Annotated in this window: 21 protein-coding genes and 2 pseudogenes; 7 read left to right on the plus strand and 16 right to left on the minus strand. The window is 51.7% G+C overall.

All coding sequences use genetic code 11. The features are described 5' to 3' along the window. Positions 1-17: 17 nt before the first annotated feature. Positions 18-1928, plus strand: a complete 1911-nt coding sequence (locus ABIE29_RS14770) for an NAD(P)-binding protein (protein WP_429619486.1) — start codon at positions 18-20, stop codon at positions 1926-1928. Beyond that, complete coding sequence (locus tag ABIE29_RS14775) at positions 1925-3106, plus strand: c-type cytochrome (protein WP_429619487.1); 1182 nt, start codon at positions 1925-1927, stop codon at positions 3104-3106. The genes ABIE29_RS14770 and ABIE29_RS14775 overlap by 4 nt, the downstream gene beginning before the upstream one ends. Positions 3107-3303: 197 nt before the next feature. Here ABIE29_RS14775 and ABIE29_RS14780 read toward each other — a convergent pair. Beyond that, positions 3304-4011: pseudogene (locus tag ABIE29_RS14780) on the minus strand (transposase). A 118-nt stretch (positions 4012-4129) separates the two neighbouring features. On the opposite strand from ABIE29_RS14780, the gene ABIE29_RS14785 reads away from it, so the two are divergent. After that, positions 4130-4672: an RNA 2'-phosphotransferase gene (locus tag ABIE29_RS14785; RefSeq protein WP_429619488.1), complete on the plus strand. Its 543-nt coding sequence runs from the start codon at positions 4130-4132 to the stop codon at positions 4670-4672. 170 nt (positions 4673-4842) lie between these two features. Here ABIE29_RS14785 and ABIE29_RS14790 read toward each other — a convergent pair whose 3' ends face one another. The 14 genes and pseudogenes from ABIE29_RS14790 to hmpA form a co-directional block, all read right to left on the minus strand. Then, on the minus strand, positions 4843-5199 hold the full coding sequence (locus tag ABIE29_RS14790) for a hypothetical protein (RefSeq protein ID WP_429619489.1): 357 nt from the start codon (positions 5197-5199) through the stop codon (positions 4843-4845). Then, complete coding sequence (locus ABIE29_RS14795) at positions 5200-6006, minus strand: RHS repeat-associated core domain-containing protein (protein WP_429619490.1); 807 nt, start codon at positions 6004-6006, stop codon at positions 5200-5202. Between the two features lie 135 nt (positions 6007-6141). Further along, positions 6142-6609, minus strand: coding sequence for a hypothetical protein (locus tag ABIE29_RS14800; protein ID WP_429619491.1), 468 nt, complete (start codon positions 6607-6609; stop codon positions 6142-6144). Then, positions 6606-7394 carry an RHS repeat domain-containing protein gene (locus ABIE29_RS14805; RefSeq protein WP_429619492.1) on the minus strand — a complete coding sequence of 263 codons (789 nt, stop codon included), beginning with the start codon at positions 7392-7394 and terminating at the stop codon, positions 6606-6608. Before ABIE29_RS14805 ends, ABIE29_RS14800 begins: the two co-directional genes overlap by 4 nt. Positions 7395-7521: 127 nt before the next feature. Beyond that, the gene (locus ABIE29_RS14810) at positions 7522-7827 is read right to left on the minus strand and encodes a hypothetical protein (RefSeq protein WP_429619493.1); all 306 of its coding nucleotides are present in this window, start codon (positions 7825-7827) and stop codon (positions 7522-7524) included. Next, complete coding sequence (locus tag ABIE29_RS14815) at positions 7824-8498, minus strand: RHS repeat-associated core domain-containing protein (RefSeq protein WP_429619631.1); 675 nt, start codon at positions 8496-8498, stop codon at positions 7824-7826. The genes ABIE29_RS14810 and ABIE29_RS14815 overlap by 4 nt, the downstream gene beginning before the upstream one ends. Positions 8499-8640: 142 nt before the next feature. Further along, entirely contained in the window at positions 8641-9012 is a 372-nt protein-coding gene (locus tag ABIE29_RS14820) for a hypothetical protein (protein ID WP_429619494.1), read from the minus strand. A 271-nt stretch (positions 9013-9283) separates the two neighbouring features. Further along, positions 9284-9616, minus strand: a complete 333-nt coding sequence (locus ABIE29_RS14825) for a hypothetical protein (RefSeq protein ID WP_429619495.1) — start codon at positions 9614-9616, stop codon at positions 9284-9286. Positions 9617-9618: 2 nt separating this feature from the next. Further along, positions 9619-9810: a ParB N-terminal domain-containing protein gene (locus ABIE29_RS14830; protein WP_429619632.1), complete on the minus strand. Its 192-nt coding sequence runs from the start codon at positions 9808-9810 to the stop codon at positions 9619-9621. Between the two features lie 117 nt (positions 9811-9927). Continuing rightward, positions 9928-10113 (minus strand): annotated as a pseudogene (locus ABIE29_RS14835) (RHS repeat-associated core domain-containing protein); the annotation flags it as partial. A 285-nt stretch (positions 10114-10398) separates the two neighbouring features. Beyond that, a complete protein-coding gene (locus tag ABIE29_RS14840) occupies positions 10399-10770 on the minus strand; it encodes a hypothetical protein (RefSeq protein WP_051363183.1) in 372 nt (123 codons plus the stop codon). Continuing rightward, complete coding sequence (locus tag ABIE29_RS14845; protein WP_429619496.1) at positions 10767-15569, minus strand: RHS repeat-associated core domain-containing protein; 4803 nt, start codon at positions 15567-15569, stop codon at positions 10767-10769. The genes ABIE29_RS14840 and ABIE29_RS14845 overlap by 4 nt, the downstream gene beginning before the upstream one ends. Before the next feature lie 10 nt (positions 15570-15579). Next, the gene (locus tag ABIE29_RS14850; RefSeq protein ID WP_429619497.1) at positions 15580-16365 is read right to left on the minus strand and encodes a DUF4123 domain-containing protein; all 786 of its coding nucleotides are present in this window, start codon (positions 16363-16365) and stop codon (positions 15580-15582) included. 421 nt (positions 16366-16786) lie between these two features. Then, on the minus strand, positions 16787-17977 hold the full coding sequence (gene hmpA / locus ABIE29_RS14855) for an NO-inducible flavohemoprotein (protein WP_429619498.1): 1191 nt from the start codon (positions 17975-17977) through the stop codon (positions 16787-16789). 468 nt (positions 17978-18445) lie between these two features. Here hmpA and glyA point away from each other — a divergent pair, with 468 nt between their 5' ends. Further along, entirely contained in the window at positions 18446-19699 is a 1254-nt protein-coding gene (gene glyA / locus ABIE29_RS14860; RefSeq protein ID WP_024529358.1) for a serine hydroxymethyltransferase, read from the plus strand. A 159-nt stretch (positions 19700-19858) separates the two neighbouring features. After that, positions 19859-21010 (plus strand): 3-phenylpropionate MFS transporter, encoded by a 1152-nt coding sequence (locus ABIE29_RS14865; protein ID WP_429619499.1) that lies wholly within the window; start codon positions 19859-19861, stop codon positions 21008-21010. On the opposite strand, the gene csiE is transcribed toward ABIE29_RS14865, so the two are convergent. Beyond that, positions 21007-22272, minus strand: coding sequence for a stationary phase inducible protein CsiE (gene csiE / locus ABIE29_RS14870; protein ID WP_429619500.1), 1266 nt, complete (start codon positions 22270-22272; stop codon positions 21007-21009). The genes ABIE29_RS14865 and csiE overlap by 4 nt on opposite strands. Before the next feature lie 144 nt (positions 22273-22416). Here csiE and ABIE29_RS14875 point away from each other — a divergent pair, with 144 nt between their 5' ends. Both ABIE29_RS14875 and ABIE29_RS14880 read left to right on the plus strand, forming a co-directional pair. Beyond that, positions 22417-23085, plus strand: coding sequence for a DUF1007 family protein (locus ABIE29_RS14875; RefSeq protein WP_429619501.1), 669 nt, complete (start codon positions 22417-22419; stop codon positions 23083-23085). Further along, complete coding sequence (locus tag ABIE29_RS14880; RefSeq protein ID WP_429619502.1) at positions 23076-24098, plus strand: nickel/cobalt transporter; 1023 nt, start codon at positions 23076-23078, stop codon at positions 24096-24098. Before ABIE29_RS14875 ends, ABIE29_RS14880 begins: the two co-directional genes overlap by 10 nt. The last annotated feature ends 1 nt before the right edge of the window (position 24099 follow it).

A 24099-nucleotide genomic window follows, 5' to 3' on the forward strand; every position in this document is an offset into this window, starting at 1 on the left:
AATAAAAGGAAGCTTTTATGGCTATCACCCGTCGCGATTTTCTTAATGGGGTGGCGATCACCATCGCCGCCGGGCTAACGCCGATGCAGATCCTGCGCGCATCGCCGCAAGCCGCCCATCATACCCTGTATTACCCACCCGCATTAACTGGCCTGCGTGGCAATCACCCTGGCTCATTCGAACATGCCCACCAACTGGGGCGTGATGGCAAAACCTTTGATTTTGGCAGCCTGCCGATCGAGGAAGAATTCGATCTGGTGGTCGTTGGCGCTGGGATCAGCGGCCTGGCGGCGGCCTGTTTCTGGCAGCAGATGAAGGGCAAACAGCAACGTATCTTGCTGATTGATAACCATGATGACTTTGGCGGTCACGCCAAGCGTAACGAATTCAGCAGCGAGAACGGCACCCTCCTTGGCTACGGGGGCAGCGAATCGTTACAGTCGCCGCGTTCCAACTTCAGCCCGGTCGCCATGGGGCTATTGAAAAACCTGGGCGTCAGCCTGGACGGTATGGAACAGGCCTTCGACACCACTTTCTACCCGGATCTGAATCTCAGCCGTGGCGTCTATTTCGATCGCCAGAATTTTGGCGTGGATAAGGTGGTCAGTGGCGATCCGGGCCGAGTGGTGGCGGATGATATCCCGCGTGATCGCCTCAATGGTCGCTCTTATGAAGATTTTATCAACGACTTCCCGTTGCCGCAGGCCGATCGTCAGGCCTTGATTGCGCTGCACACCGTCGAAAAAGACTACCTGCCGGGCATGAGCCAGGAAGAGAAGGTAGCCTGGTTGGACAAGCACAGCTATAGCCAGTTCCTGCGCGAGAAAGTGGGGCTGAGCGAAATGGCGATCCGCTATTTCCAGCAGACCACCAACGATTTTCAGGCCGTCGGCATTGATGCAACCTCATGCAGTGATGCCCGTATCTGTGACCTACCGGGCCTGAACGGCATGAACCTGCCGCCTCTGGATGAGGAATCGCAGGCCGATCTCGACGATCCCTATGTGTTCCACTTCCCGGATGGCAATGCCACGCTGGCTCGCCTGATGGTGCGTCATTTGATCCCGGCGGTGGCCCCGGGCGGCAAAGATATGAACGACGTGATCCTGGCGCAGTTCGATTACAGCAAGTTAGATCACCCTGAGTCGCCGGTTAAACTACGCTTGAACAGCACCGGGTTGCATGTGGCCAACGTGGGCGATAAGGCCGAGGTGACCTATATCAGCGGCGAGAAGATGGTCAAGGTTCGCACCGGGCAGGTGGTGATGGCCGGTTACAACATGATGATCCCTTATCTGATCCCGGAAATGTCTCACGAGCAGCAGGAGGCGCTGAAGCAGAACGTCAAATCACCGCTGGTATACAGCAAGGTGGTGATCCGCAACTGGCAGCCGTTTATCAAACTTGGGGTGCACGAAGTCTATTCCCCGACCGCGCCTTATAGCCGGGTGAAACTGGACTACCCGGTAAACATGGGGGGATATCAGCACCCGCGCGATCCAAACCAGCCTATCGGGCTGCATATGGTGTATGTGCCGACCTTGCCCGGCAGCGGCCTTAGCCCGCGTGAACAGTCACGCAAAGGACGAGCGTTGTTGCTAGGAACCCCGTTTGAGGTGCATGAGCAGATGATCCGTGAGCAGTTGCAGGGCATGTTGGGTGCCGCCGGATTTGATCATCAGCGAGATATTCAGGCTATCACCGTCAACCGTTGGTCACACGGTTATTCCTATTTCCTCAACGGCATGTTTGATGATGAAGAGGAATCCCAAAAGGTCATCGAAACCGCACGGCAGCCGATCGGCAAGATCGTCATTGCCAATTCCGATTCCGACTGGAGCCCCTATGCCAACTCGGCGATCGATCAGGCTTGGCGAGCAGTGAATGAACTGGCCTACGGCAAAGTGGCTGCCAAGGAGGGGGTATGACAATACGTCCGTTGTATCTGATGCTGTTACTGGCTGGTGGCTCGGCTCACGCCATGTCCGCCGGTGAATACGTGGCCAAGGCAGGGGACTGTACGGCTTGCCATACGGCTCCGGGTGGCAAGGAACTGGCGGGTGGGATGAAGTTCCCAACGCCGGTGGGGGATATCTATGCCACCAATATCACACCGGATAAACAGCAGGGGATTGGCAGCTATAGCTTTGCAGAGTTCGACCGTGCCATGCGGCAGGGCGTGGCCAAAGATGGGCATCGTCTGTATCCCGCCATGCCTTATACCTCTTACGCTAAAATGAGCGAGCAGGACATGCGCGCTCTCTATGACTACCTGATGCATGAAGTCCCGGCGCAAGACACTGCCAACCGGGAAAGCGATATCAGCTGGCCAATGTCCATGCGTTGGCCGCTAGCGGTATGGAATACGCTATTCCATGAAGACCAAACCTATCAGCCAGACAGTAAGCAAAGCACCCAATGGAATCGCGGCGCCTACCTGGTGCAGGGGTTGGGCCACTGTGGCAGTTGCCATACCCCGCGCGGCTGGGCGATGCAGGAAAAAGGGCTGGATAACCAATCCCCTGAGTTCCTGAGTGGCGCAGAGTTGGATGGTTGGTATGCCCCGAGCCTGCGTGGGTTAAAGCCGGATGATGTGGTTGCGCTACTGAAAAGCGGCCGTAGCCAACATGCGGCTGTGGCCGGGCCGATGGGTGATGTGGTGACGCACAGCACGCAATACCTCAGCGATGGCGATTTACAGGCTATCGCGCAGTATGTACATAGCCTGGAGATAAAGGCACCGAAACCGGCTGTAACCACGACGGTACCGAGCGCGAGTATGGCTTCTGGCAGTCAGACCTATGCGATGTACTGCTCAACTTGCCATGGCAATAAGGGGGAGGGGAGCGGCAATGTGATCCCTGCTCTGGTGGGCAATCTGTCGGTGACGGCGGATAATCCGCTGACTGCCTTGCGCGTGGTGCTGGAAGGGGCTCACACGCCGGTCACCCAACATGCTACGGCGATCGTTATGCCGGGTTATGGCTGGGTGCTCAACGATCAAAAGGCTGCCGATCTGATGAGCTATCTGCGTGGGAGCTGGGGGAACCAGGCTGCGCCGGTGACGGCGGAGCAGGTTCGGGATGCTCGGAAGCTGGCTAAATAACAAGGCATTCCGATGTGCCATGCTGTTCCTGTTTCTGTTTCATTGGGGTCGAACATGTTCGACCCCAACAACTTTAGCCACTTCACTGGTTTGTTTCGAGTCTGGTTTAGCCCACCGGCCAGCCCAATTGGGTCAGGCGTGGGCTTTGTTGAATAAATCCTGTTTGGAATAAGCATCCCGTAGCAGGTTGGCGCCAGTCAGGCGATACGCACACTTTCAGGCATACCAGCCTTCGTCATTTTGTTCAGCGCACGCACCATAGCCTCCGCCAGACTATCGTCATCACGCAGCGTCAGTGAACCACCGAACAACTGTTTTACCCTGTACATCGCTGTTTCCGCTATCGAGCGACGGTTATACTCCGTTGTCCATTTCCATCGCGCATTGCTCCCGCTCAGCCGCTGATTAGCAACCGCTCGGTTCGGTCTGCGTACTCACCCGGCCAGTAACCTGCTCCCTTTCGGGGAGAGATGAGAGCGCTGATTTTCTTACGGCGCAGTTCATCGTGACATAATCGGGTGCCATCAGCCCCGTCCGCTGCCGCTGACCTGATTTTTCGGTGGGTCTGCCTGATGAGACCCGGGAAGGCTTCTGCATCGGTCACATTGTTCAGTGACAGCTCCGTACAGATGACTTCATGTGTTTTGCTGTCAACGACCAGATGCAGCTTCCGCCAGATACGACGGCGTTCTTTATGGCAAGATCAGAATAGCGCTGAGGTCTCCCCCGTGATGGAGGTATTGCTGACTCATACCAGGTCTGAATAGCCTCGTCATCCAGCCAGAAAGTCATGGAGCCTCGATTGATAAGGGCTTGGTTGTAAGTGCGCCAGTTGGTGATCCTGAACTTCTGCTTTGCCACGGGACTGCCTGTGTTGTCAGAGGATGCGTGATCTGATCCTTCAACTCAGCAAAAGTTCGATTTATTCAACAAAGCCCATAATCACTCCAATTTTGATATCTTTATTGACTCCGACCATAGATGACTAGGTAATATGCTGATGTTAACAACAAGGAATGTGAAATGAGTAGTCAAAATCAAGAAGTAAGTAAGTTTTTAAGTTATGTATTACGTCATCAACCAGAGTCTATCGGTTTAACTCTGGACAGCGAGGGGTGGGTAAGCATCGACTCGCTTATCACCTGTGCAACCCAAAAGGGTAGGATACTTGATTTGCAGTTAATAAAATTGGTTGTGGAGAATAGCGACAAGAAGCGTTTCTCTATTTCTGATGATGGCTGTTATATCCGTGCTATACAGGGGCACTCCTCACCACTGGTGGATATCAAGTATGAGGAAAAAACTCCGCCGCAGTATCTTTATCATGGCACGGCAACACGTTTTATCAATTCAATTCATCAAAACGGCTTGCTTGCAGGGTCTCGTCAGTACGTGCATCTATCCGCTAATATAACTACAGCGACAGCGGTTGGCGAACGGCATGGTAAAGCTGTAGTGTTAACAATTGATGCATTGGCCATGCACCAAAATGGCTTTAATTTTTACCATGCTGATAATGGTGTTTGGTTAACGGCTACTGTGCCGGTGAAGTTTATCTGTGAGTGAATGACGGATTCGCCTAACCTAGGGTAACTTGAACATACGCTCGGGGACGGTTTGTCCCCGGCTGAAAAAATTCATTTATTTGAACACACATAAATCAACACGTGAGTACCATTATAATTTTGTTACATTATAACGATAGAATTCGCCATCCAAATTTCGCGTCTGGTCATTTATTCTCCATCATATTCAATGGTAGCTTCTAATGCACTACGAAGCCAATCCCAAAATCCACTAAATTCAATAACATTCTCATACCCTTCGTTAGAGAAATCATGAATGATAATCACTCGTCCTAGTTTATCTTTCTCCCAACATGCAATATCATCATTATCCTCACGCCTCGCGAATGGAACTAGTTGCCTTGATGGATACCTAGATTTTATTCCATCATAACGAGTTCTTAGCCTTTCTCCTTGAAGTATTATCCATGGGTCAAAATCAAGCAACCCTTGGTCTGCAATTCTATTGAATTCAATAGGGTATTCAAACCATTCAGGAAGTTCGTTTTTCGTAAGAAAATTATTCATTTATTCTATTGAGCCTATAATTGGTGAGCCATTAGGATATGTATTTCTATATCCGGAATTTTGTTTTCCAATTCGTAGCATGATTGCATCTTCCCATGTAACAGGTACACCTTTTTTAGTCGTAAATCGTTCAATAAATTCAGTCGGCAAAGGTGAGTTTCCATCATGTACTCGAGCCTGAACATTCACATTGGCGCGAGATGCAGCTAAAACACGGGTATTATCTATGGTTGTTAATCCTCCATCGCTCATTCTTACCACATCGATTGGATCTCCCTTCCAACCATTCTCGTTCATACTCTTTGTTAAACCACCAGCATTGTTTACTGAACTTTGGCTGTATCTTACTTCATGAGGATTTAACTCTACTGTCGGGATGTCCGGTTCCCCTAAATTAACCGCACTAGCTGTCTTTTCTGCTGTATCAGGCGGACACCCCCCTAGAACGCTAGTCAACCCCAGCGGATCCACCCACCCAGTCGGGTTAGGCACATACTGCGTCTGGTTCAGCCCACCGGCCAACCCAATCGGGTCAGGCGTGATAAACCTTGCGGTCTCCGGCGAGTAATAACGATACCGGTTATAGTGTAGCCCGCTCTCCGCGTCGAAGTACTGCCCCTGAAAACGCAGCGGCTGCGGCACAGATTCAACGAACGCTACCGCCAGATTGCCGTAGGCGCGGTACGCCGCGCTCCAGGCAATCTGTCCTTTGCCGTTGACCAGTTCCTGCGGGGTGCCCAGATGGTCATTCAGGTGGTAGTAAATCTCCGACTTGCGCCCTTTGCCCAACAACTGCGCCAGCGGCACAACGCTGCCAGGGGGGACTCGTACAATCACTTACATTCGAAAATTTTATTTACTACCTATTTTTCGACGGTGATAAATATCTTTATGGTGGAAAGCATGCTCCTCAGTGTAAACAAAATTAAGCACCTTCAATGATTACGGAGATATAAAATTAATAATTAAATTATCCACCCATATATCAAAGTTGCTTTTTGACATTATAAAAAAAGCATTTAGAAGCTCATCGGAATTACATAAAACAGTATGATCTTTTGTGACGTTTTTTTCAGCGAAAAATGTTAAAAAAATTCTAATTTTAGATAGATTGTTTTTTTTTGAAAAATCAATTATTTCACATGCAAAGTCAACAATTATTTGGGGGGGGGTGTCGAAATCAACCCAACCCTCAAATTCTCCAGAAAATTCTTTATTTATAAGTTCTATGAAGTATTCATTTTCACTTCTTTGGAAGTATGTTTTTTTTACTTGCCTTATATTTTCATCAAGTAATATATCAAAGCCGATTTTCTCAAAACTTGACAAACCAAGCAATTCTGGTTTTTTTTCATGATGGTGCTCAAATGAAATCATTTGAGTGCAGTCAAAGTTTTCAATCTTCTTCATTGAGTGTATTTCCCATTGTAGATGTGAAGATATAGCTGTTTAATATCCTTGTTTGTTGGCGAGGTGACACCTCCATTACCAGTTTTTGAGCCTTGCGAACCATATATAGAACCATCTTTAGGAGATACATTTCGAATAGGTTGATGTACATGAGGGCTTATCCCTCCATGAGAATCAAGTCCAAAGCGTTTAAACTGCCCACCAATATTTCCATTATTGTTATTAAACCCAGGGGAATTTGTATATAAACCAGTTTCTCTATCTTGTGATACATGTTCTTTCATAAAGCCTTCACGAGTTCTATTTCCTGGTTGTGGTGGTAAACCGCCCATGTTTGACAATTCTCTAGCAGCCTTACTTGCCTCAATATTATCAAGAACATGTTGTTTCATTGGGTTGCTAGGCGTCACGTCATCGCAAGGCACACTAGCCAGCCCCAGCGGATCCACCCATCCGGTCGGGTTAGGCACATACTGCGTCTGGTTCAGCCCACCGGCCAACCCAATCGGGTCAGGCGTGATAAACCTTGCGGTCTCCGGCGAGTAATAACGATACCGGTTATAGTGTAGCCCGCTCTCCGCGTCGAAGTACTGCCCCTGAAAACGCAGCGGCTGCGGCACAGATTCAACGAACACTACCGCCAGATTGCCGTAGGCGCGGTACGCCGCGCTCCAGGCAATCTGTCCTTTGCCGTTGACCAGTTCCTGCGGGGTGCCCAGATGGTCATTCAGGTAGTAGTAAATCTCTGACTTGCGTCCTTTGCCCAGTAACTGCGCCAGCGGCACAAAGCTGTCGGGGCTGTACAGGTAGCTTTTATAGGTCGCCAGGTGCGCCGGTTTTGGAGCGTCGGCCGTAAAGATATTATTATCGTCGACGCACTTTGTTTATCTGGGACTCAAAACCAAAACTTGCTTAGCCAGTTGGTATTTCAGATACCGCTAGCGACATTTCCCTCTCTAAATCTTTTACGTTAGTTGCGACTCCTGTGTAGACCGGTTTTTGCCAGTCATAATCTTTTATAAGTACAATTTTAAACTTACCATCTATATTAAACGAAGGAGTCCATCCAACATCAAGAAGGTACGCATTAGGAAACTCAACCTGAAGCATATCCTCTTTAAGATCATCTAGTTGATCAATAAGAGGCTTATTTTCATCCAAGAAGAGATTATCAAAAGTGACAACTCCATTTTTATGTGAAAAGTCAGTTGATATCATATTTTAGTTAGCCTCAAAAACTCACTGCGTGATATAGGGTGTCCGTGTATAGTCCCTGCACTTTCTTCAACTCTCATCCATTGACTCAGTTTTCCCTCGCTAGCACCAATTACTTCACCTAGATCTTTTACCTTCCATGGTTTTCCATTGGTTACAACCTGTCCAGTGCTATAAACTGAACGCTCCAGTGCCTCTATGTCAGTGCCTGGTTTATATTTTGCGGGGCCTAATTTAGTCGATTTTATAATATCTTTCCATGAAGAGTTTTTCGGTGATGAATGCTTATAGCCATGAGGTGACCATTGAACATCTTTATTATCTGTGCTGGGTGCTGTAGGCTCACCCGTCTTCACCCCAGCCGGTATATCTGAGTTTGGAGGGCATCCTCCCGGCACGCTAGTCAACCCCAGCGGATCCACCCACCCGGTAGGGTTAGGCACATACTGCGTCTGGTTCAGCCCACCGGCCAACCCAATCGGGTCAGGCGTGATAAACCTTGCGGTCTCCGGCGAGTAATAACGATACCGGTTATAGTGTAGCCCGCTCTCCGCGTCGAAGTACTGCCCCTGAAAACGCAGCGGCTGCGGCACAGATTCAACGAACACTACCGCCAGATTGCCGTAGGCGCGGTACGCCGCGCTCCAGGCAATCTGTCCTTTGCCATTGACCAGTTCCTACGGGGTGCCCAGGTGGTCATTCAGGTAGTAGTAAATCTTAGAGGTGCGTAGATCGTATCCAGCACCCCGAAACTTTCCTTGTCTCAACGTAATCATAAAAATCAACCAGATTACGAGTATAATTTTTATAAATAATTCACCAATTGCATTGATCTTCTAGACTTGCTTTTTGTAATTCATCCTTCCAATACTCTTTAGCTATCCTTAATATATCCTCAAAGAAAACGCGAGGATCTTTAATATCCCAACTCCAAGGAAGACAAGAGTAATCATCCTCGTAGCTATTTATTATTTTAGAAAAATTATATTTTTCGTTATTTATTGCATCGTTCAGTATTTTTACAAGCACATATTTATGACGATAAGATAGATAGTTAAATTTACCAATAAAATAATTAACTATCAGATTTCTCCTGTCTATAACGTTGTTAGGATCATGGCTTCCCAAGTCTTTAACAAACCCTTCATCTTTTTCATAAACATCAAACCCGTATAAAAAATAATACATATCCGGGCTGTAAGGTAAATCGATATCTGGATCCTTTAATATTATTTTTTCTCCGTAGGAAATGCGGTGAAAGGTTTGTCTGGATTGTTCTTGTCAAACTTAACTTCATATCCATCCATTTTTTCGTTATAGTACAACCCGTTTTCTGCTTCAAAGTACTATCTCTACCCAGCAATTCCAGCCTATTCCCTGCCCGTAGGGCTTGTCATACAATGACTTGACGTTGCCAAAAAGGGCCGGAAAGATCAGGTGAATCTTTCCGGGGTAAGCTTCATTTATGCGATGGAACGAATAACTCCATATCATCATTATCTTTGAATAGTGAGCTAACGAAATCAACTAATCCATTGAATTCTTTACTATAAACTCTAAAGTAAACACTTTCAATATCAGAGTCATCATTCTTTATACAAGTCACCTTAAATCCATCCCCCTTGTAATCATTCACTCCAGAGTAACTTTCAATTAATTCCAAATCTAAAGCAATAATAAGCTCGCTTTCCAAATTATCAGGGAGCCCTATGTTAGACTCAAAATCCCATCCATGCTTTGTTAGTGTTTTTTTAGTCATTGAAGGTAAAATATAAAAAGATTTATAACTCATTGTTAATCCTCGCCCCATATTCTAATAGGAACCTTATCTAATTTTAGCTCCAATGCTGCGGCAGTACGGTGATGGCCATCTTGGATTTCAAGCCGGTTAGTCCCTGGATTCCTCCAAACATCAATAGGTTTACTATAGTCAAATCCATCATTTTTAATGCTTTTTTTCACTTTTTTAATAACCGAGCCAGTCATTTCGTCTTTACCTTGTGTAGAGACGAGAATCTTGGGACTTACCTCGATAATTTCTGGCTCACCCGTCTTCACCCCAGCCGGTATATCTGAGTCCGGAGGGCACCCTCTCTTCACACTAGTCAACCCCAGCGGATCCACCCACCCGGTAGGGTTAGGCACATACTGCGTCTGGTTTAGGCCACCGGCCAGCCCAATCGGGTCAGGGGTGATAAATCGGGCTGTCTCCGGCGAATAATAACGATAGCGGTTATAGTGTAGCCCGCTCTCCGCGTCGAAGTACTGTCCCTGAAAACGCAGCGGCTGCGGTACAGACTCAATGAATGCTACCACCAGATTGCCGTTGACCAGTTCCTGTGGGGGCTCAGGTAGTCATTCAGGTAGTTGCGCCGCGCCTTTTCCCGGCAACTGCAAAGCTGCCGGGATTGTACATGTAGCTTTATCGGTCGCCAGGTGCGGCGGTTTGGGTCACTCATCGTAAAGATATCATCATCGTCGGCACATTCTGCCACGATCCGTTTACCCTGCCAGTAGCTCGGCCTCATCGTAACCGTATGCCAGCGGCCAATATTGACGCAATTTGTTAAAGGGTTAGTAATACATATTTATTTCCCATGTGGTACTATCAAAAACTCTCAATAATACCATGCAATTATCTAGCTCGTTACTTTCTATACAACTATATGGCATTGGGGATGTGACAGCAGCCAATGTACATGACATGATATCTATTAATGATTCAGCCAATAAAATCATCTCATCCCAAGTCAATTCAAATCCAGTATCTTTAGATAAAACCAAGTCCTCGAACTCAGGCATTGAAAGGCCAAAGGGCGCAACCCCAACTCCTTCAAACTCATAAATACACCATGTCCATTCATTTTTTGGTATTTTTGCTAATAAATCAGATAGTTTAATTTTCATTCCATTATCTGAAAACATTTTTCCTTTTATAATATTCATTTTGGCATCACCAATTCTACTGCAGGCCCATGTTGAGGAGTACCTCCCGTAGGGTTTGGAAGATAATCGTGTTGATGAGGATTAGGGTGTTCTTTAGGGCGGCCATGATCTGTGAAGTCAATATCTCGTATTGGGACTAACTTCCCATTATCATCGTATCCCCACTCTCTGGCTTGAGTATACTCCCCTTTTCGCCCCTTTTTTGTCCCCAATTGAGTATGCGGAAGTTCGACATCAGGTACTGGATTACCATAGCTATCCCGAGGTAATGGGCGGTCAGGCCTATATTTACCAAATGTCTCCGGGCAATCTCCAGGAACGCTAGTCAACCCCAGCGGATCCACCCACCCGGTAGGGTTAGGCACATACTGCGTCTGGTTCAGCCCACCGGCCAACCCAATCGGGTCAGGCGTGATAAACCTTGCGGTCTCCGGCGAGTAATAACGATACCGGTTATAGTGTAGCCCGCTCTCCGCGTCGAAGTACTGCCCCTGAAAACGCAGCGGCTGCGGCACAGATTCAACGAACGCTACCGCCAGATTGCCGTAGGCGCGGTACGCCGCGCTCCAGGCAATCTGTCCTTTGCCGTTGACCAGTTCCTGCGGGGTGCCCAGATGGTCATTCAGGTAGAAGTAAATCTCCGACTTGCGTCCTTTACCCAACAACTGTGCCAGCGGCACAAAGCTGCCGGGGCTGTACAGGTAGCTTTTATACGTTGCCAGGTGCGCCGGTTTGGGGTCGTCCGCCGTAAAGATATTATCATCGTCGGCGCATTCTGCCACCATCCGCTCACCCTGCCAGAAGAAACGGGTGAGGGCATCAGGCCGTTGGGCCAGCAGGTCCTGTTTTTGGATGCGGCGACCAAAGGCATCATAGGCATAGGCAAAGTGGGTTTTCTGCCCCTGCCGTTGTTCAATAAATTCCACCAACCTGTGCTGGCAGTCATAACGGAACTCCCGCACCCACAGTGGCTGGGTGCTGCGCACTTCACGTGTCAGGTTGCCAAACTCGTCATACTCGAACCGCACATCGCCTTTCTGCTTTAGCAGGTTGCCACGGACTTTCGTCCCACGGGAGGCAGCATCGTTCCCCAATACGTTACCCGCTGCATCGTGCGTAAACTGTTCACTGATACCCCTCCAGCGCAGCGCCTGCGGCAAGGCTTCGGGGTAGGCTATCGGGTGGTGCAGCGCTTCGGTCAGGCGATGTTGCTTATCGTAGCGGTATTCCCGGTTGCCTTTGTGCGGGTCGAGGATTTGCGTCAGGTTGCCTGCCGGGTCGTACTCGTAGCGGCGCTGCATCACCGGCGTTACGTCCGGGGCGTCACCCTCCATTTCTGCCTGTACCACGGCGGTAGCCCGTTGATGGCGCAGGCGTTGCTGCCCGTCGTAATCAAACTCGCTCACCACCTCGCCGGTGATACGTCGGATTTCCTGCTCACCGCGATATTGGTGATCACTCAGCACCTGACCATTAAGCGCAATACGCGAGACCTGCCCCTGTTGGTACTGGTAGGCCAGAATGTTGCCGTCGGGCAGGCATTGGCGTGTCAGGTTACCTGCGCTGTCGTAGCCGTAAAACAGGCTGGCGAAGCCCTGATACTCCTCCGTCAGACGACCAATTTCATCGTAACCGTATGCCAGCGGCCAATGCCCGTCGTCCACCAGCTGCAGGCGGTTAAAGCTGTCATAGCCGTAGTTGACTTCTTTGCCGTCCGGCAACACCTTGCGAACCAGTCTCCCGGCAGCGTCCCGCTCATAGCGGGTGACCAGCGCGGTCTGTTTACTCTGGCTGGTGCCGTATTCGGTGCGCTGGGTCAGGTGTCCGTTCAGGTCGTAGTCATAGAAGAAGTGGCGTCCGTCAACGGTGTGTTCTTCACTCACCAACCCGTTGGGGTGATAGGCCAGCCGATGGTGTTCGCCGTTCTGGTTGATGATGTCGCTGACGAAGTTCTTCGGGTTGTCATAGCGGTATTCCACCTGGCTGAGGTCGGGATAAATGACTCGGCTCACCAAATGGGAGTTTGGATGGTATTCGTATTGGGTGGTCAGCCCCTTTTCATCACGCTCGCTGGTCACCTTGCCGTAGGCGTTGTACCGGTAGTGGCGCACCGTGCCGTCAGGCGCGTGAATAGCCTCCAGCCGGTTGGCGGCATTCCAGGTATAACGGGTGCCGTTGACCCCGGCCTCGTCCAGTGGGCTGTCGCTGTGCCGGATCACTTGCCCCAGCAGGTTGTAACGATAATAGTGGGTCAGCCCGTTGCGCTGATGGTGTTCCAGCACCTGGCCAAACCCATCGCGGACAAAGCGCTCGCGGCTGCCATCCGGGTATTGCACCTCGTTGAGTGCCCCTTGTGCAGACCACAGGTAGTGGCAGGTATTGCCCAATGCATCGGTTTCCTCCGTCAGGTTGCCCTGCGTATCGTAGCGATACCGTTCACGGAGCTTGTCCTCCTGATCGAGGCTCCAGGTGGTTTTCTCTACTACCCGGCCACGCGAATAACGGTATTGGGTCTCCTGTCCGTCAGGAGTTCGCACCCAGGTGCACTGCAGTTCACCGTTATAGCCATATTCGGTGCGATTGCCCAACGGATCGGTTTCACTCAGCAGCTCACCGCGTTCACCGTATTCATTGAGGTGGGTCGCGCCGTCCGGGTCGACCTTCTTTATCAGGCGGCGAAAGCGGGTGTCATGTTGCCAGGTCTCCCGTGAACCGTCCTGATGGACGAGGGTGACGGCCCCGGGTTGTTCATCCCACAGAAAACGTTGGTCAAGGTTCGGCAGGTTGCTCCAGTGGCGCACCGCACGGGCTTGTTTGCCTTCCCCTTGCCACTCCCAGTAAAACTCAGCCCCGCCAGCCAACTGCCGCAGGCTGAATACATAATCATCACGATACTGATAGCGCTCGGCTTCCTCGGCCGCATTGATAGCGGCACTCAGTTGTCCCCGCTCATCGTACTCATAGGTCATGAGCGGGTGGAGAGCCTCTTCCCGACCCGACTCAGGGGTCAGGCTCAGCTGCGTCAGGCGCCAGCCTTGAGGCAGCTCCTGATAGCTGAACTGCAATGCCGCACCAGCCGGATGTTCCAGCCGAACAGGTAAGCCATCGTGATAATGCAGGGTCAACCGCAACTGGCGGTGTGAAAGGGCGGTGATGCGCCCGGTCGTTTGCCCCGTAACCCGATGCACATGCAACACCCAGCCTTCCATGCTACCGGCCATCAGGCAGTAGCTATCGGGCTCCTCGTCCAGATAGGCGGCGGCCCCGGCTACATAGTTAAGCCCGCTTGGGGAAACCTGGGTAGGTAACGGCAGAATGGTGGTGAGGGTCTGGTGATCGGTCCAGTGCAGTTCATCACCGATAAACTCCACCTGATGTTGCAGGCTATGGCTCCAGCCAAAACCAAATACCGACGTGCGTTCGACTGCGGTGGTGCGGTACTGACGCTGGAAGATAAAGGGTGTCAGGCCAATCAGTTGCCCATCGTCCAGAGTAAGCAACTCTTCGCCGTTGATCAGCGAGACCGGGCAGCCGGTGCCGGGGGTGCACTGCGAGTTCACCGTGGGCTGGTCAGCCGCATTTGTCGCGGGGTTGTTTTTCACCGTGCCTGAGTTATCCACCAGACCAGTATGGTTTGATGCCCCCAGTTGGTTTTTCCGATCCTGCTTCAACTTGGCATTGGCCTGGCGCTTGAGGTTCAGTTGGCGAGTCTTTTCAAAGAACCGTTTGACCAGTTCCAGGGTGGCAAACAGAATCGTCTTCAGCCCCTGCCAGACAGACTGCATGGCGCTGCCCAGCTTCTTGAGCAAGCTGCCTACCTTATAAACCAGGAACGCCAAGCCTAACCCTGCGGTCACCAGAGTCAGCAGCGCCCCGAAGACAATGCCGACCAGCGCATCACCAATAATGGAACCCCCTATCTTTACCATCGGTTCCAACAGCGCACCCCAGGGATACATACGCACTTGCAGTGCCACCGAACGCATAAACAGGTACAGCGCAGCTTCATCATTGAACAGCGCCAACAGCTCGCGGGCCATCTGCTTGCTGCCTTCCAGCAGGGACTTCAGTTTCTGTTCATCTAACTGGGTGATCAGATCCTTATACTTACCCGCTTCCGCATAGATTTTCTGTCCGTACTTTGCGGGGTCGGTGATCACGTCGTAGGCCAGTTTCACGTCATCCCACAGGCCAAACATGCCGTTGTACAATCCGTCACCCAGCGCGTTCAACAAGCCGGCATTGATTGGGCTCAACTGCCATTGCGGCCTGTAGGTCTGCCATTGCGTTGACAAAGTGTCGTACATCTCCAGCATCAGGCCGTCATAGGCTTGCAGCATCTGGTCATTATGCTGTTCCAGCTGGGTGTCGGTGGCTTTAACGTAATATTTCTTGCCTGCCGTCAGGCCGGGAAAGCGCGCTACGCCTTGCTCATCGGTTTGCTGGGTCGCCACCTTGGAGTCAATACCATAACTGACGTCTTCATAGATCTCGATGGTCACATCGGGGATAGGCAGTTCAAGTGTGGACTCATAGGCGAGGGCCACCTTGATCTCGCCGCTTTTCGGGCAGGTCACTACGCTACTCTCAAAGCTGCGATCGTTTTCCGAGACCGCCGTTTTGCTGTCGTTGAGCCGCAGGGTTTTCTCCATCTCCAGCGTCGGCCCACCGGCTAACCCGGAAATACGGCTGGCGACGGACCAGTCCTTGACAATCTGCCGATACTCTTGGGTGATCAGGATCTTGTTCTTGAAGCTCAGTAATTCATTATCAATACTGGCAATATATTCGGTCGTCATAGTCCATTACTCACGGTCGAAAAGAGGAAACGTTGGGGGTGATCACCTCGAACGGATGGGTACGGCGGCTCAGCGCATCAACCAGCGCCTGGGACAACCGGGCGGTTCGCTTCTTCGGATCTGGCGTCTGTTGCCAGACCTGTGGGTAAAGCCGCAGCGCTATCTGGCGCAACACCGGTTCCGGCACGGCTTGATAGAGTTCAAACTCATTCTCGCGCAGCCAGGTCAGTTGGTTGGCGATCAGCGGCTCCGGATCTTCATCCAGCAGTGCATCCACCATCCCTTGGGGCACCTGCCACCAGGGGCTAATCAGGGCCTGCGCAGAAGGGTCTACCGGGCAGGTAAATACTTCACCATTTACCCAGTAATCGGAGAACACAGGCAGGATAGAGCGCCACTCATCGCCAAAGTAGCGCAGGTAAGCCGGCAGATAGCGTCCATCCCAATAGCGGAAAAACACCGCTTTACCGCTGGGCATGATCACCTGGGTCAAGCCCGCAAGATGGTCCGCCAGGGCAGCCTGTGGCAACGGTGAACGTGCCAGCCAGCCCCAGTTGCGTAAAGGGGTATCTGCCACCCAGCGTAAGAATGGGCTGCCTTCGTTAAGCTGCACCAGCACCGGCATCACTTCGAACCAGTTGGCATAGGGCGTATTGGCGTAAAGCCCGAAAGGTGTGCGGTTGCCGTCTTCCCGATAATAGGCTTTGATACCTTGTGCGCCATGAGTATTAGCGAGGATGGCATACAACTGTGTACCCGCCGTTTCTCTTACCCAGTCCTGTACGGTCTGTTGCATCTGTGCTCCTCCTTGAAGATGACGCCAATAGTGAGTCCATTGATGCGATCAACGTACACTTTCCATAATTAACAACGTGAATGAACGGGTATGGCTGCCAAAAAATTTATTAGCCTGACGGGAGTATGGCGAGTGTGGCTGATCAGATTGCTGGCGAAAATAAAGCGGGCTGCTGAAAGCTGGCTCATCCTTGTGCTCCATGCAAAGTCCTTATCAATGGGGCGTAGATTTACCACAGTGTCGGCTTAAAAACGATAGCTGAAAGGGGAATAACACTAAGGAGGTTGTTGATTTGAGATTGATGTCAAACTGACAATATCGTTGATTATTATCGCGGGCACCGTTTCTTCGGCACCCGCACTTGGCACGCAAATTAATCAATAACATTCGCACCTGATAATGTTACCAAAAGACTAGAGTCTTACAGTACCTTATGTGGGCCGAAGCATTCGTAGTGGATACGTTCGGCTTCCACACCCATCGCCAGCAACTGCTTACCTACGTGTTGCATAAACGGCACCGGGCCACAGAAGTAGTAATGCATCTGCGGATCGCTCAACTCGCTACGCAACGTGCTCAGATCCATCAGGCCCTGACTGTGATAATCACGGCCCTGCACATCATCGGCATTAGGTTCACGGTACCAGACATGACGGCTCAGATTAGGCATGCGCCCGGCGATATCCGCCACCTCGTCGGCAAAAGCATGCACTGAGCCGTTTTCTGCAGCATGCAGCCAGTGGATGTTGGCCGGATGCTGATGGTTGTGCAGGGTGTTAAGCATCCCCAGCATTGGCGTTTGGCCAACGCCTGCCGAGATTAATGCCACCGGTGTAGTAGGTTCCACCTGCAGGAAGAAATCGCCGTGTGGTGCCGCGAGATGAATAATATCGCCTTCTTTGGCCTGCTGATGCAGGAAGTTGGAAACGGCGCCCTGTTCCTCACGTTTTACCGCGATACGGTAATATTCCCCGTTCGATGCGGTGGTGAGTGAATACTGGCGGATCTCCTGATGTTGCAGGCTGTCATCGTTAATATAGACCGCCAGATACTGGCCCGGCTGATAATCGGCCACGCGGCCACCGTCTACCGGTGCCAATACAAAACTGGATATGACTTCGCTCTGCGGCTGTTTTTTCACGATGCGGAAGGCACGTAAATCACGCCAGCCGCCGTCACTCTTTTCCGTTTGCTGATAGATCTGGCCTTCACGCTGAATAAACACGTTAGCCAGTACCCCGTAGGCTTTTCCCCAGGCATCGAGCACTTCCTGGCCAGGGCTGAACATTTCGTCCAACGTGGCTAACAGGTGCTGGCCGACAATCTGATACTGATCGGGCTGGATATTGAAGCTGGCGTGCTTCTGGGCAATGCGTTCTACCGCAGGCAGCAGGGCGGCCAGGTTTTCCAGATTGCTGGCGTAAGCGCAGATAGCGTCGAACAACGCCTGGCGCTGATCGCCGTTACGCTGGTTGCTCATATTGAAAATATCTTTCAATTCAGGATTATGGGCAAACATGCGATCGTAGAAGTGGGCGGTCAGTTTGGGGCCGGTTTCGGCTAACAGGGGGATGGTAGATTTAACGGTGGCGATGGTTTGACTATCCAGCATGGTGAGGCTCCTTGGCAGACGTTGTGGTGCTTATTTAATAGATGTATTTTAAATACATCTTATAAAATTCTCCCATGCTTGTAAATATCCCTGTTGTTGTTACGGGGTTGTTAACCGTCGATCGCCTTCACAGAACATGAAAAAAGCGCATTTTGTTGATGAGTAAAACTCCATTGCCAAAAGGCGGCCTTTAAGGGTTCAAAGCCTTACGCCACCTGATGCCAATCGTTTGCGTAAAAACCTCTGTCAAGACCTATCTTCGACAGGCCGAAACGGTTTACACTGTGGTCCAGAACCCATATGGGTAAAATTATCCCCGTCGTCTTTCAAGCTGCAGCGTTGTTACCTGCACTATCACACCCCAGTCACTTACGAAAAGTAAGCTCCTGGGGATGAGATAGCTTGTCGCCTAGCTGCAGCTTGAAATCCATAGGGGAAAGCTAGCTGATTTCAGTCAGGAGATGCCGGATGTTAAAGCGTGAAATGAACATTGCTGATTATGATGCCGAACTGTGGCATGCAATGGAGCAGGAAGTAGTGCGTCAGGAAGAGCACATTGAGCTGATTGCGTCTGAGAACTATACCAGCCCGCGCGTGATGCAGGCCCAGGGTTCCCAACTGACCAACAAATACGCAGAAGGCTATCCGGGCAAGCGTTACTACGGCGGTTGCGAATACGTTGATATCGTTGAGCAACTGGCGATTGACCGTGCCAAAGAGTTGTTTGGTGCCGACTATGCCAACGTGCAGCCGCACTCAGGTTCCCAGGCTAACTTTGCCGTTTATACCGCACTGCTGCAGCCGGGTGACACCATCCTGGGGATGAACCTGGCACACGGCGGCCACCTGACGCACGGTTCACCGGTGAACCTGTCCGGTAAGCTGTATAACGTGGTGCCTTACGGCATCGACGAAACCGGGCAGATTGACTATAACGATCTGGCCAAACAGGCGCAGACCCACAAACCAAAAATGATCATCGGCGGCTTCTCGGCCTTCTCCGGTGTGGTTGATTGGGCCAAAATGCGTGAAATCGCTGACAGCATCGGCGCTTATCTGTTCGTGGATATGGCACACGTGGCGGGCCTGATTGCCGCTGGCGTTTACCCGAACCCGGTTCCTCATGCCCACGTCGTGACCACCACCACCCACAAAACGCTGGCGGGTCCGCGTGGTGGCCTGATCCTGGCCAAAGGTGGTGATGAAGAGCTGTATAAGAAGCTGAACTCAGCCGTCTTCCCTGGTGGCCAGGGTGGTCCGTTGATGCACGTGATCGCGGGTAAAGCGGTAGCGTTGAAAGAAGCGATGGAGCCTGAGTTCAAGGTTTACCAGCAGCAAGTGGCCGATAACGCCAAAGCGATGGTGAAAGTGTTCCTGGAGCGCGGTTACAAAGTGGTTTCCGGCGGCACCTACAACCACCTGTTCCTGCTGGATCTGGTAGATAAGAACCTGACCGGTAAAGAAGCCGATGCCGCGTTGGGCCGTGCCAACATCACCGTTAACAAGAACAGCGTGCCAAACGATCCGAAGAGCCCGTTTGTGACTTCTGGCATCCGTCTGGGTACCCCAGCGGTGACTCGCCGTGGCTTTAAAGAAGCCGAAGTGCGTGAACTGGCTGGCTGGATCTGTGATGTGCTGGACAACCTGAACGACGAAGCCACCATCGAACGTACCAAGAAGAAAGTGCTGGATATTTGCGCTCGCTTCCCGGTTTACGCCTAAGTACTTCGATTGGTTTGCAGATAAACCCGCCTCGGCGGGTTTTTTCGCTTTGTTGCAGCGAAACTGTGAACTACTTTGCACTCTAGCCCTTTGAGCATGAATGAAGATTGCTGCAAGGTGTGAGCTCTGTCAAAGTATTGCCCTCATCTTGGAGGGATCATGGTTCTGCAATCAACGCGTTGGCTCGCTCTCAGTTATTTCACGTACTTCTTTTCCTATGGCATCTATCTACCGTTTTGGAGCGTTTGGTTAAAAGGTGAGGGCATACCGCCTGAAACCATCGGTATCTTGCTCGGCGCTGGCCTGGTAGCGCGCTTCCTGGGTAGCCTGCTGATTGCTCCTCGCGTTAAAGATCCCTCTTATTTAATCACTGCGTTGCGTTTGTTGGCATTGCTCTCCCTGGCGTTTGCCGTCGGCTTCTGTTTCGGTAATGGCTGGGCCTGGCTGATGCTGGTGATCGCCGGTTTTAACCTATTCTTCTCCCCGTTGGTTCCGCTGACTGATGCGTTGGCTGCCACCTGGCAACGGCAGATCACTCTGGACTATGGCCGGGTGCGGCTGTGGGGATCGCTGGCCTTTGTGATCGGTTCGGCGTTAACCGGCAAGCTGGTGTCCGTTTGGGGCCATAATGCGATTTTGATCAGCCTGTTGGTCAGCATTTTGGCGATGCTGGTAGGCATGTTGCTGAAACCGAGCGTGCTGCCACAAGGTGAGGCTCGGGCGCAGAATGAACCCAGCCGCTCCTGGCGTGAACTGCTCAGCGAAGGACCTGTCTGGCGTTTTCTGCTGTGTGTGACGCTGTTGCAAGGGGCACATGCCGGTTATTACAGCTTTGCCTCCATCTATTGGGAAGAGGCGGGTTACTCTGCGGCGACTATCGGCTACCTGTGGTCTTTGGGCGTGGTCGCCGAAGTAATTATCTTTGCCAGCAGCAATTTCCTGTTCCGCCGCTGGAACGCGCGTAATCTGCTGTTACTTTCCGCCGTATGTGGCCTGCTGCGTTGGGGCTTGATGGCAACCACCACGGAAATCGGCTGGCTGTTACTGGTGCAAGTGCTGCACTGTGGCACCTTCACGGTCTGCCATCTGGCGGCAATGCGCTTTATTGCGGCGCGTCAGGGGGCGGAAGTGATCCGTCTGCAGGCGGTTTATTCGGCGTTGGCGATGGGCGGTGGGATTGCCGTGATGACCGTGGTGGCGGGCTTCCTGTTCGAGCACTATCAGGGCGGAGTGTTTTGGGTGATGGTGGCGGTGGTGGTGCCAGCATTGTTTATTCGCCCACCGGCGGTGGCGGTTAGCAATAGCAGTTAATGGCTTTCCAGCAGCGCACGGATCGCCTTGCGCTGCTGACGCTCTAGCGGCAGTTCGGTAATAATCAGTGTGGGTGGTTGCTCCTGGCTCGGTGTGGCGTAGGGGCTAATCACCAGGGTGATACCTTGCGGTGCGCCAGCAAGCAGGTAGTCGTGCAATGGCTGATATTTGATATTCAACGGCAATAGCGTCAGTTCGCGGATCTGATATTCCACTTCTTCTTCCAACTGCGGGTTATCCAGCGTCAGCAACAGTATCTGCTTTTCCTGCAGCGCATTGCCTTGCATCAACCAGGCACCAAAGCTGATCGCCACTAGCCCTGCTTCTTCCCGCGAAAATTGGATCTCATATTCCCGTTCAAACGGCGCTAATGCCTCTTGTGTGGTACGCATCAGCCGGGGATATTTACGGACCACTTCTTCCAGTAGCGTATTGTCGATGCCGATAGCAAACCGGCAACGTTCCACGGCAGGGGCCAAATGGGCAAACAGCTGGCTGATTAACCCCTCCTGGCTGCTGAAATGCATGCCGGAGATCTGCTGGAAGCGTTCCACCACCTGCCCAATGGCCGCCATCAGGCGTTGGTCCTCTGGCGAATCGCTGCTCTGGTAGCTGTGACTTTTCAGCAGGGTAAACATCAACGCCAGGAAGTCGCATTCTCTACTATCACCGGGCTGGCCAAATAGCTGATTGAGCGATTGATGCAGCTCCGCCGCCGCCAGCTGTTCTGGTTTGCTTTGCAGCCACTCATGCTGGTGGCGATCAAATTGAGGATGGCGTTGATGCTGGCTAGCCCAGACGCAATAACAAAGATAGTGTTGCAAAAACAGTCGGTCACGCTGCTCAAAACGGCGGTTAAGGCGCTGTTCACATTGGTTGATGCACAATTCCAGTGCCGGTAGCTGTTGGTGCTGAAGTTGTATCGCCCGCTGAAACTGAGGGCCAAAGTGTTGTTCGACAAACTCAGGGCTGCAACGCAAGGCTCGCCGTAGCCATTGGAGCAGACATAAACGAAGATCCAGCGCGCTGCCCTGGATCTGGTAGCCTTCGTCGGGATCGCCGCTGATTTCCAGATGATGGAAATGCTGGATCTCGCTGGCAACCTCGGCTATATCTTGCCGGGTAATGAGCATGTCTACGCCGTTGATTTGGCCGATTGTCTCCAGTTGTACCGAGGGTACTGGCGCATACAGCATCAGCAGTAAATGACAGCGCCGTTGTTGACCGGAGAACTCAGGCGCAGAAGAAGTCTCCAGGCTCATATCACCTTCTGGCAGGTCGTGTTTAAATTATGTTTAAGCATAGCAAAAGGCTCTGCGGGGCGTGGCAGTTACCCCTGCTTTTACTTCGGCTTACTACTTTCGTCACAGTTATTCGGCTTGTTAACGCCGGTTGAGGTTTTGTTGATGTTATATTATAACAATAAAAAGTATGCTTGGATGATGCAACTCCGCGCCCTGGTGGCCTGCTTGGTAATGATGATCAGCATGGGGGCACTGGCCCACCCACACAGTTTTATCGATATGAACACCACCTTTGTGGCTAAGGATCAGAAGCTGACCGGTTTAAAAATGGTTTGGGTAATGGATGAGATCACCTCGGCGGATCTACTGTATGACGCAGAAAATGCCAACAGCGATTCAGAAGTCTGGAAAAAACTGGCGGCGGAAGTGATGGCTAACGTCCTCGGGCAGCACTATTTCACCGATATTTATCGCGCAGGCAAACCGGTGAAATACCTCAATCTGCCAACCGAATACCATCTATCCCGGCAGGGCCATAAAGCCGTGCTGGAGTTTGTGTTGCCGCTGGCAGAGCCACAGCCGCTGCTGGGGAAACCCTTTGAGATTGCCACCTACGATCCCACCTATTTTGTGGACATGACCTATCAGGATCAAAAGGCGCTGCACCTGCCGCCAGAAATGGCAAAGCAGTGCAAATTCAGTTTGGTGACGCCAAAGCCCGATTCGTCATTACAAGCCTACGCATTGTCTCTCGATAAGAATGACTCGCCCGGTGAAGATATGGCGTTGGGGCAACAGTTTGCCCAGCGGGTGACGTTAACATGTCAATAAACCTTAGCCAGGCCAGCAAACCTCGGCACCATTGGGCCTTCAGCCTGTGGCCGTTGTTGCTGTTCTTCATTCTGCTGGCGGCGGTGGCTCAGTGGGTTTGGCATTACTGGCCGCAGTTGTTGATGCAAAGCGCGGTGTGGCAGAAAGGGCTACATCAGGAAATGGCGGCCTTGCTGCAACAGGTCAAGGCGGCTCCCCAGCAAGCGGGAGTAGCGCTGATGCTGTTCAGTCTAGGCTATGGCGTGTTGCATGCCCTGGGGCCGGGCCACGGTAAAGTGGTGATCGCCACCTATCTGGCTACCCACCCGGCACGGTTGAAAAGCAGCCTGAAGCTGACGTTTGCCGCCTCCGTGGTTCAGGGATTGGTCGCGATTGCCCTGGTCACGTTGGTGCTGGTGGTGCTGCAACTTTCTTCCCGCCAACTACATCAGAGTAGTTTCTGGCTGGAGAAGGGCAGTTTTATTCTGGTGATCCTGCTCGGTGTCTTGCTCAGTTGGCGGGCGTTAAAGCGCTTGTTTATGGCGGTGAAAGCCATGCGGCCTGGGCCTGCGCTGCGCATCAACAGCTTGCAGCCTCTGCCAGCCGATCATGTGCATAGTGCAAATTGTGGTTGTGGCCACCGGCATTTACCGAGCGATGAGGAACTGCAAGCCGGCAATGACTGGCGCACCAAAGCGGCGATTGTGCTGGCCATGGGACTACGGCCTTGCTCCGGGGCGATCCTGGTCTTGCTGTTTTCCAAAGTGATCGGCGTTTTTAGCTGGGGCGTGTTGTCGGCACTTGCCATGGCATTGGGTACCTCGATCACGATTTCCGGGTTGGCGCTGTTGGTGCATTACAGCCGTAAGCTGGCGATACGCATCAGCCGTCAGCGCGCACCGGCGGCCTGGAGTGCGGTTGCTTGGGGGGCGTTGGCGTTAGCCGGTGGCTTAATCTTGCTGTTTGCTGGTGTGCTGCTGTACGTCAGTGCTCAGCCGGAATTTGGCGGCGGGATACGGCCTTTTTCCCGTTGAT

Origin of the sequence: Serratia sp. 2723, assembly GCF_050434425.1 — a bacterium.
Taxonomy (GTDB): domain Bacteria; phylum Pseudomonadota; class Gammaproteobacteria; order Enterobacterales; family Enterobacteriaceae; genus Chania.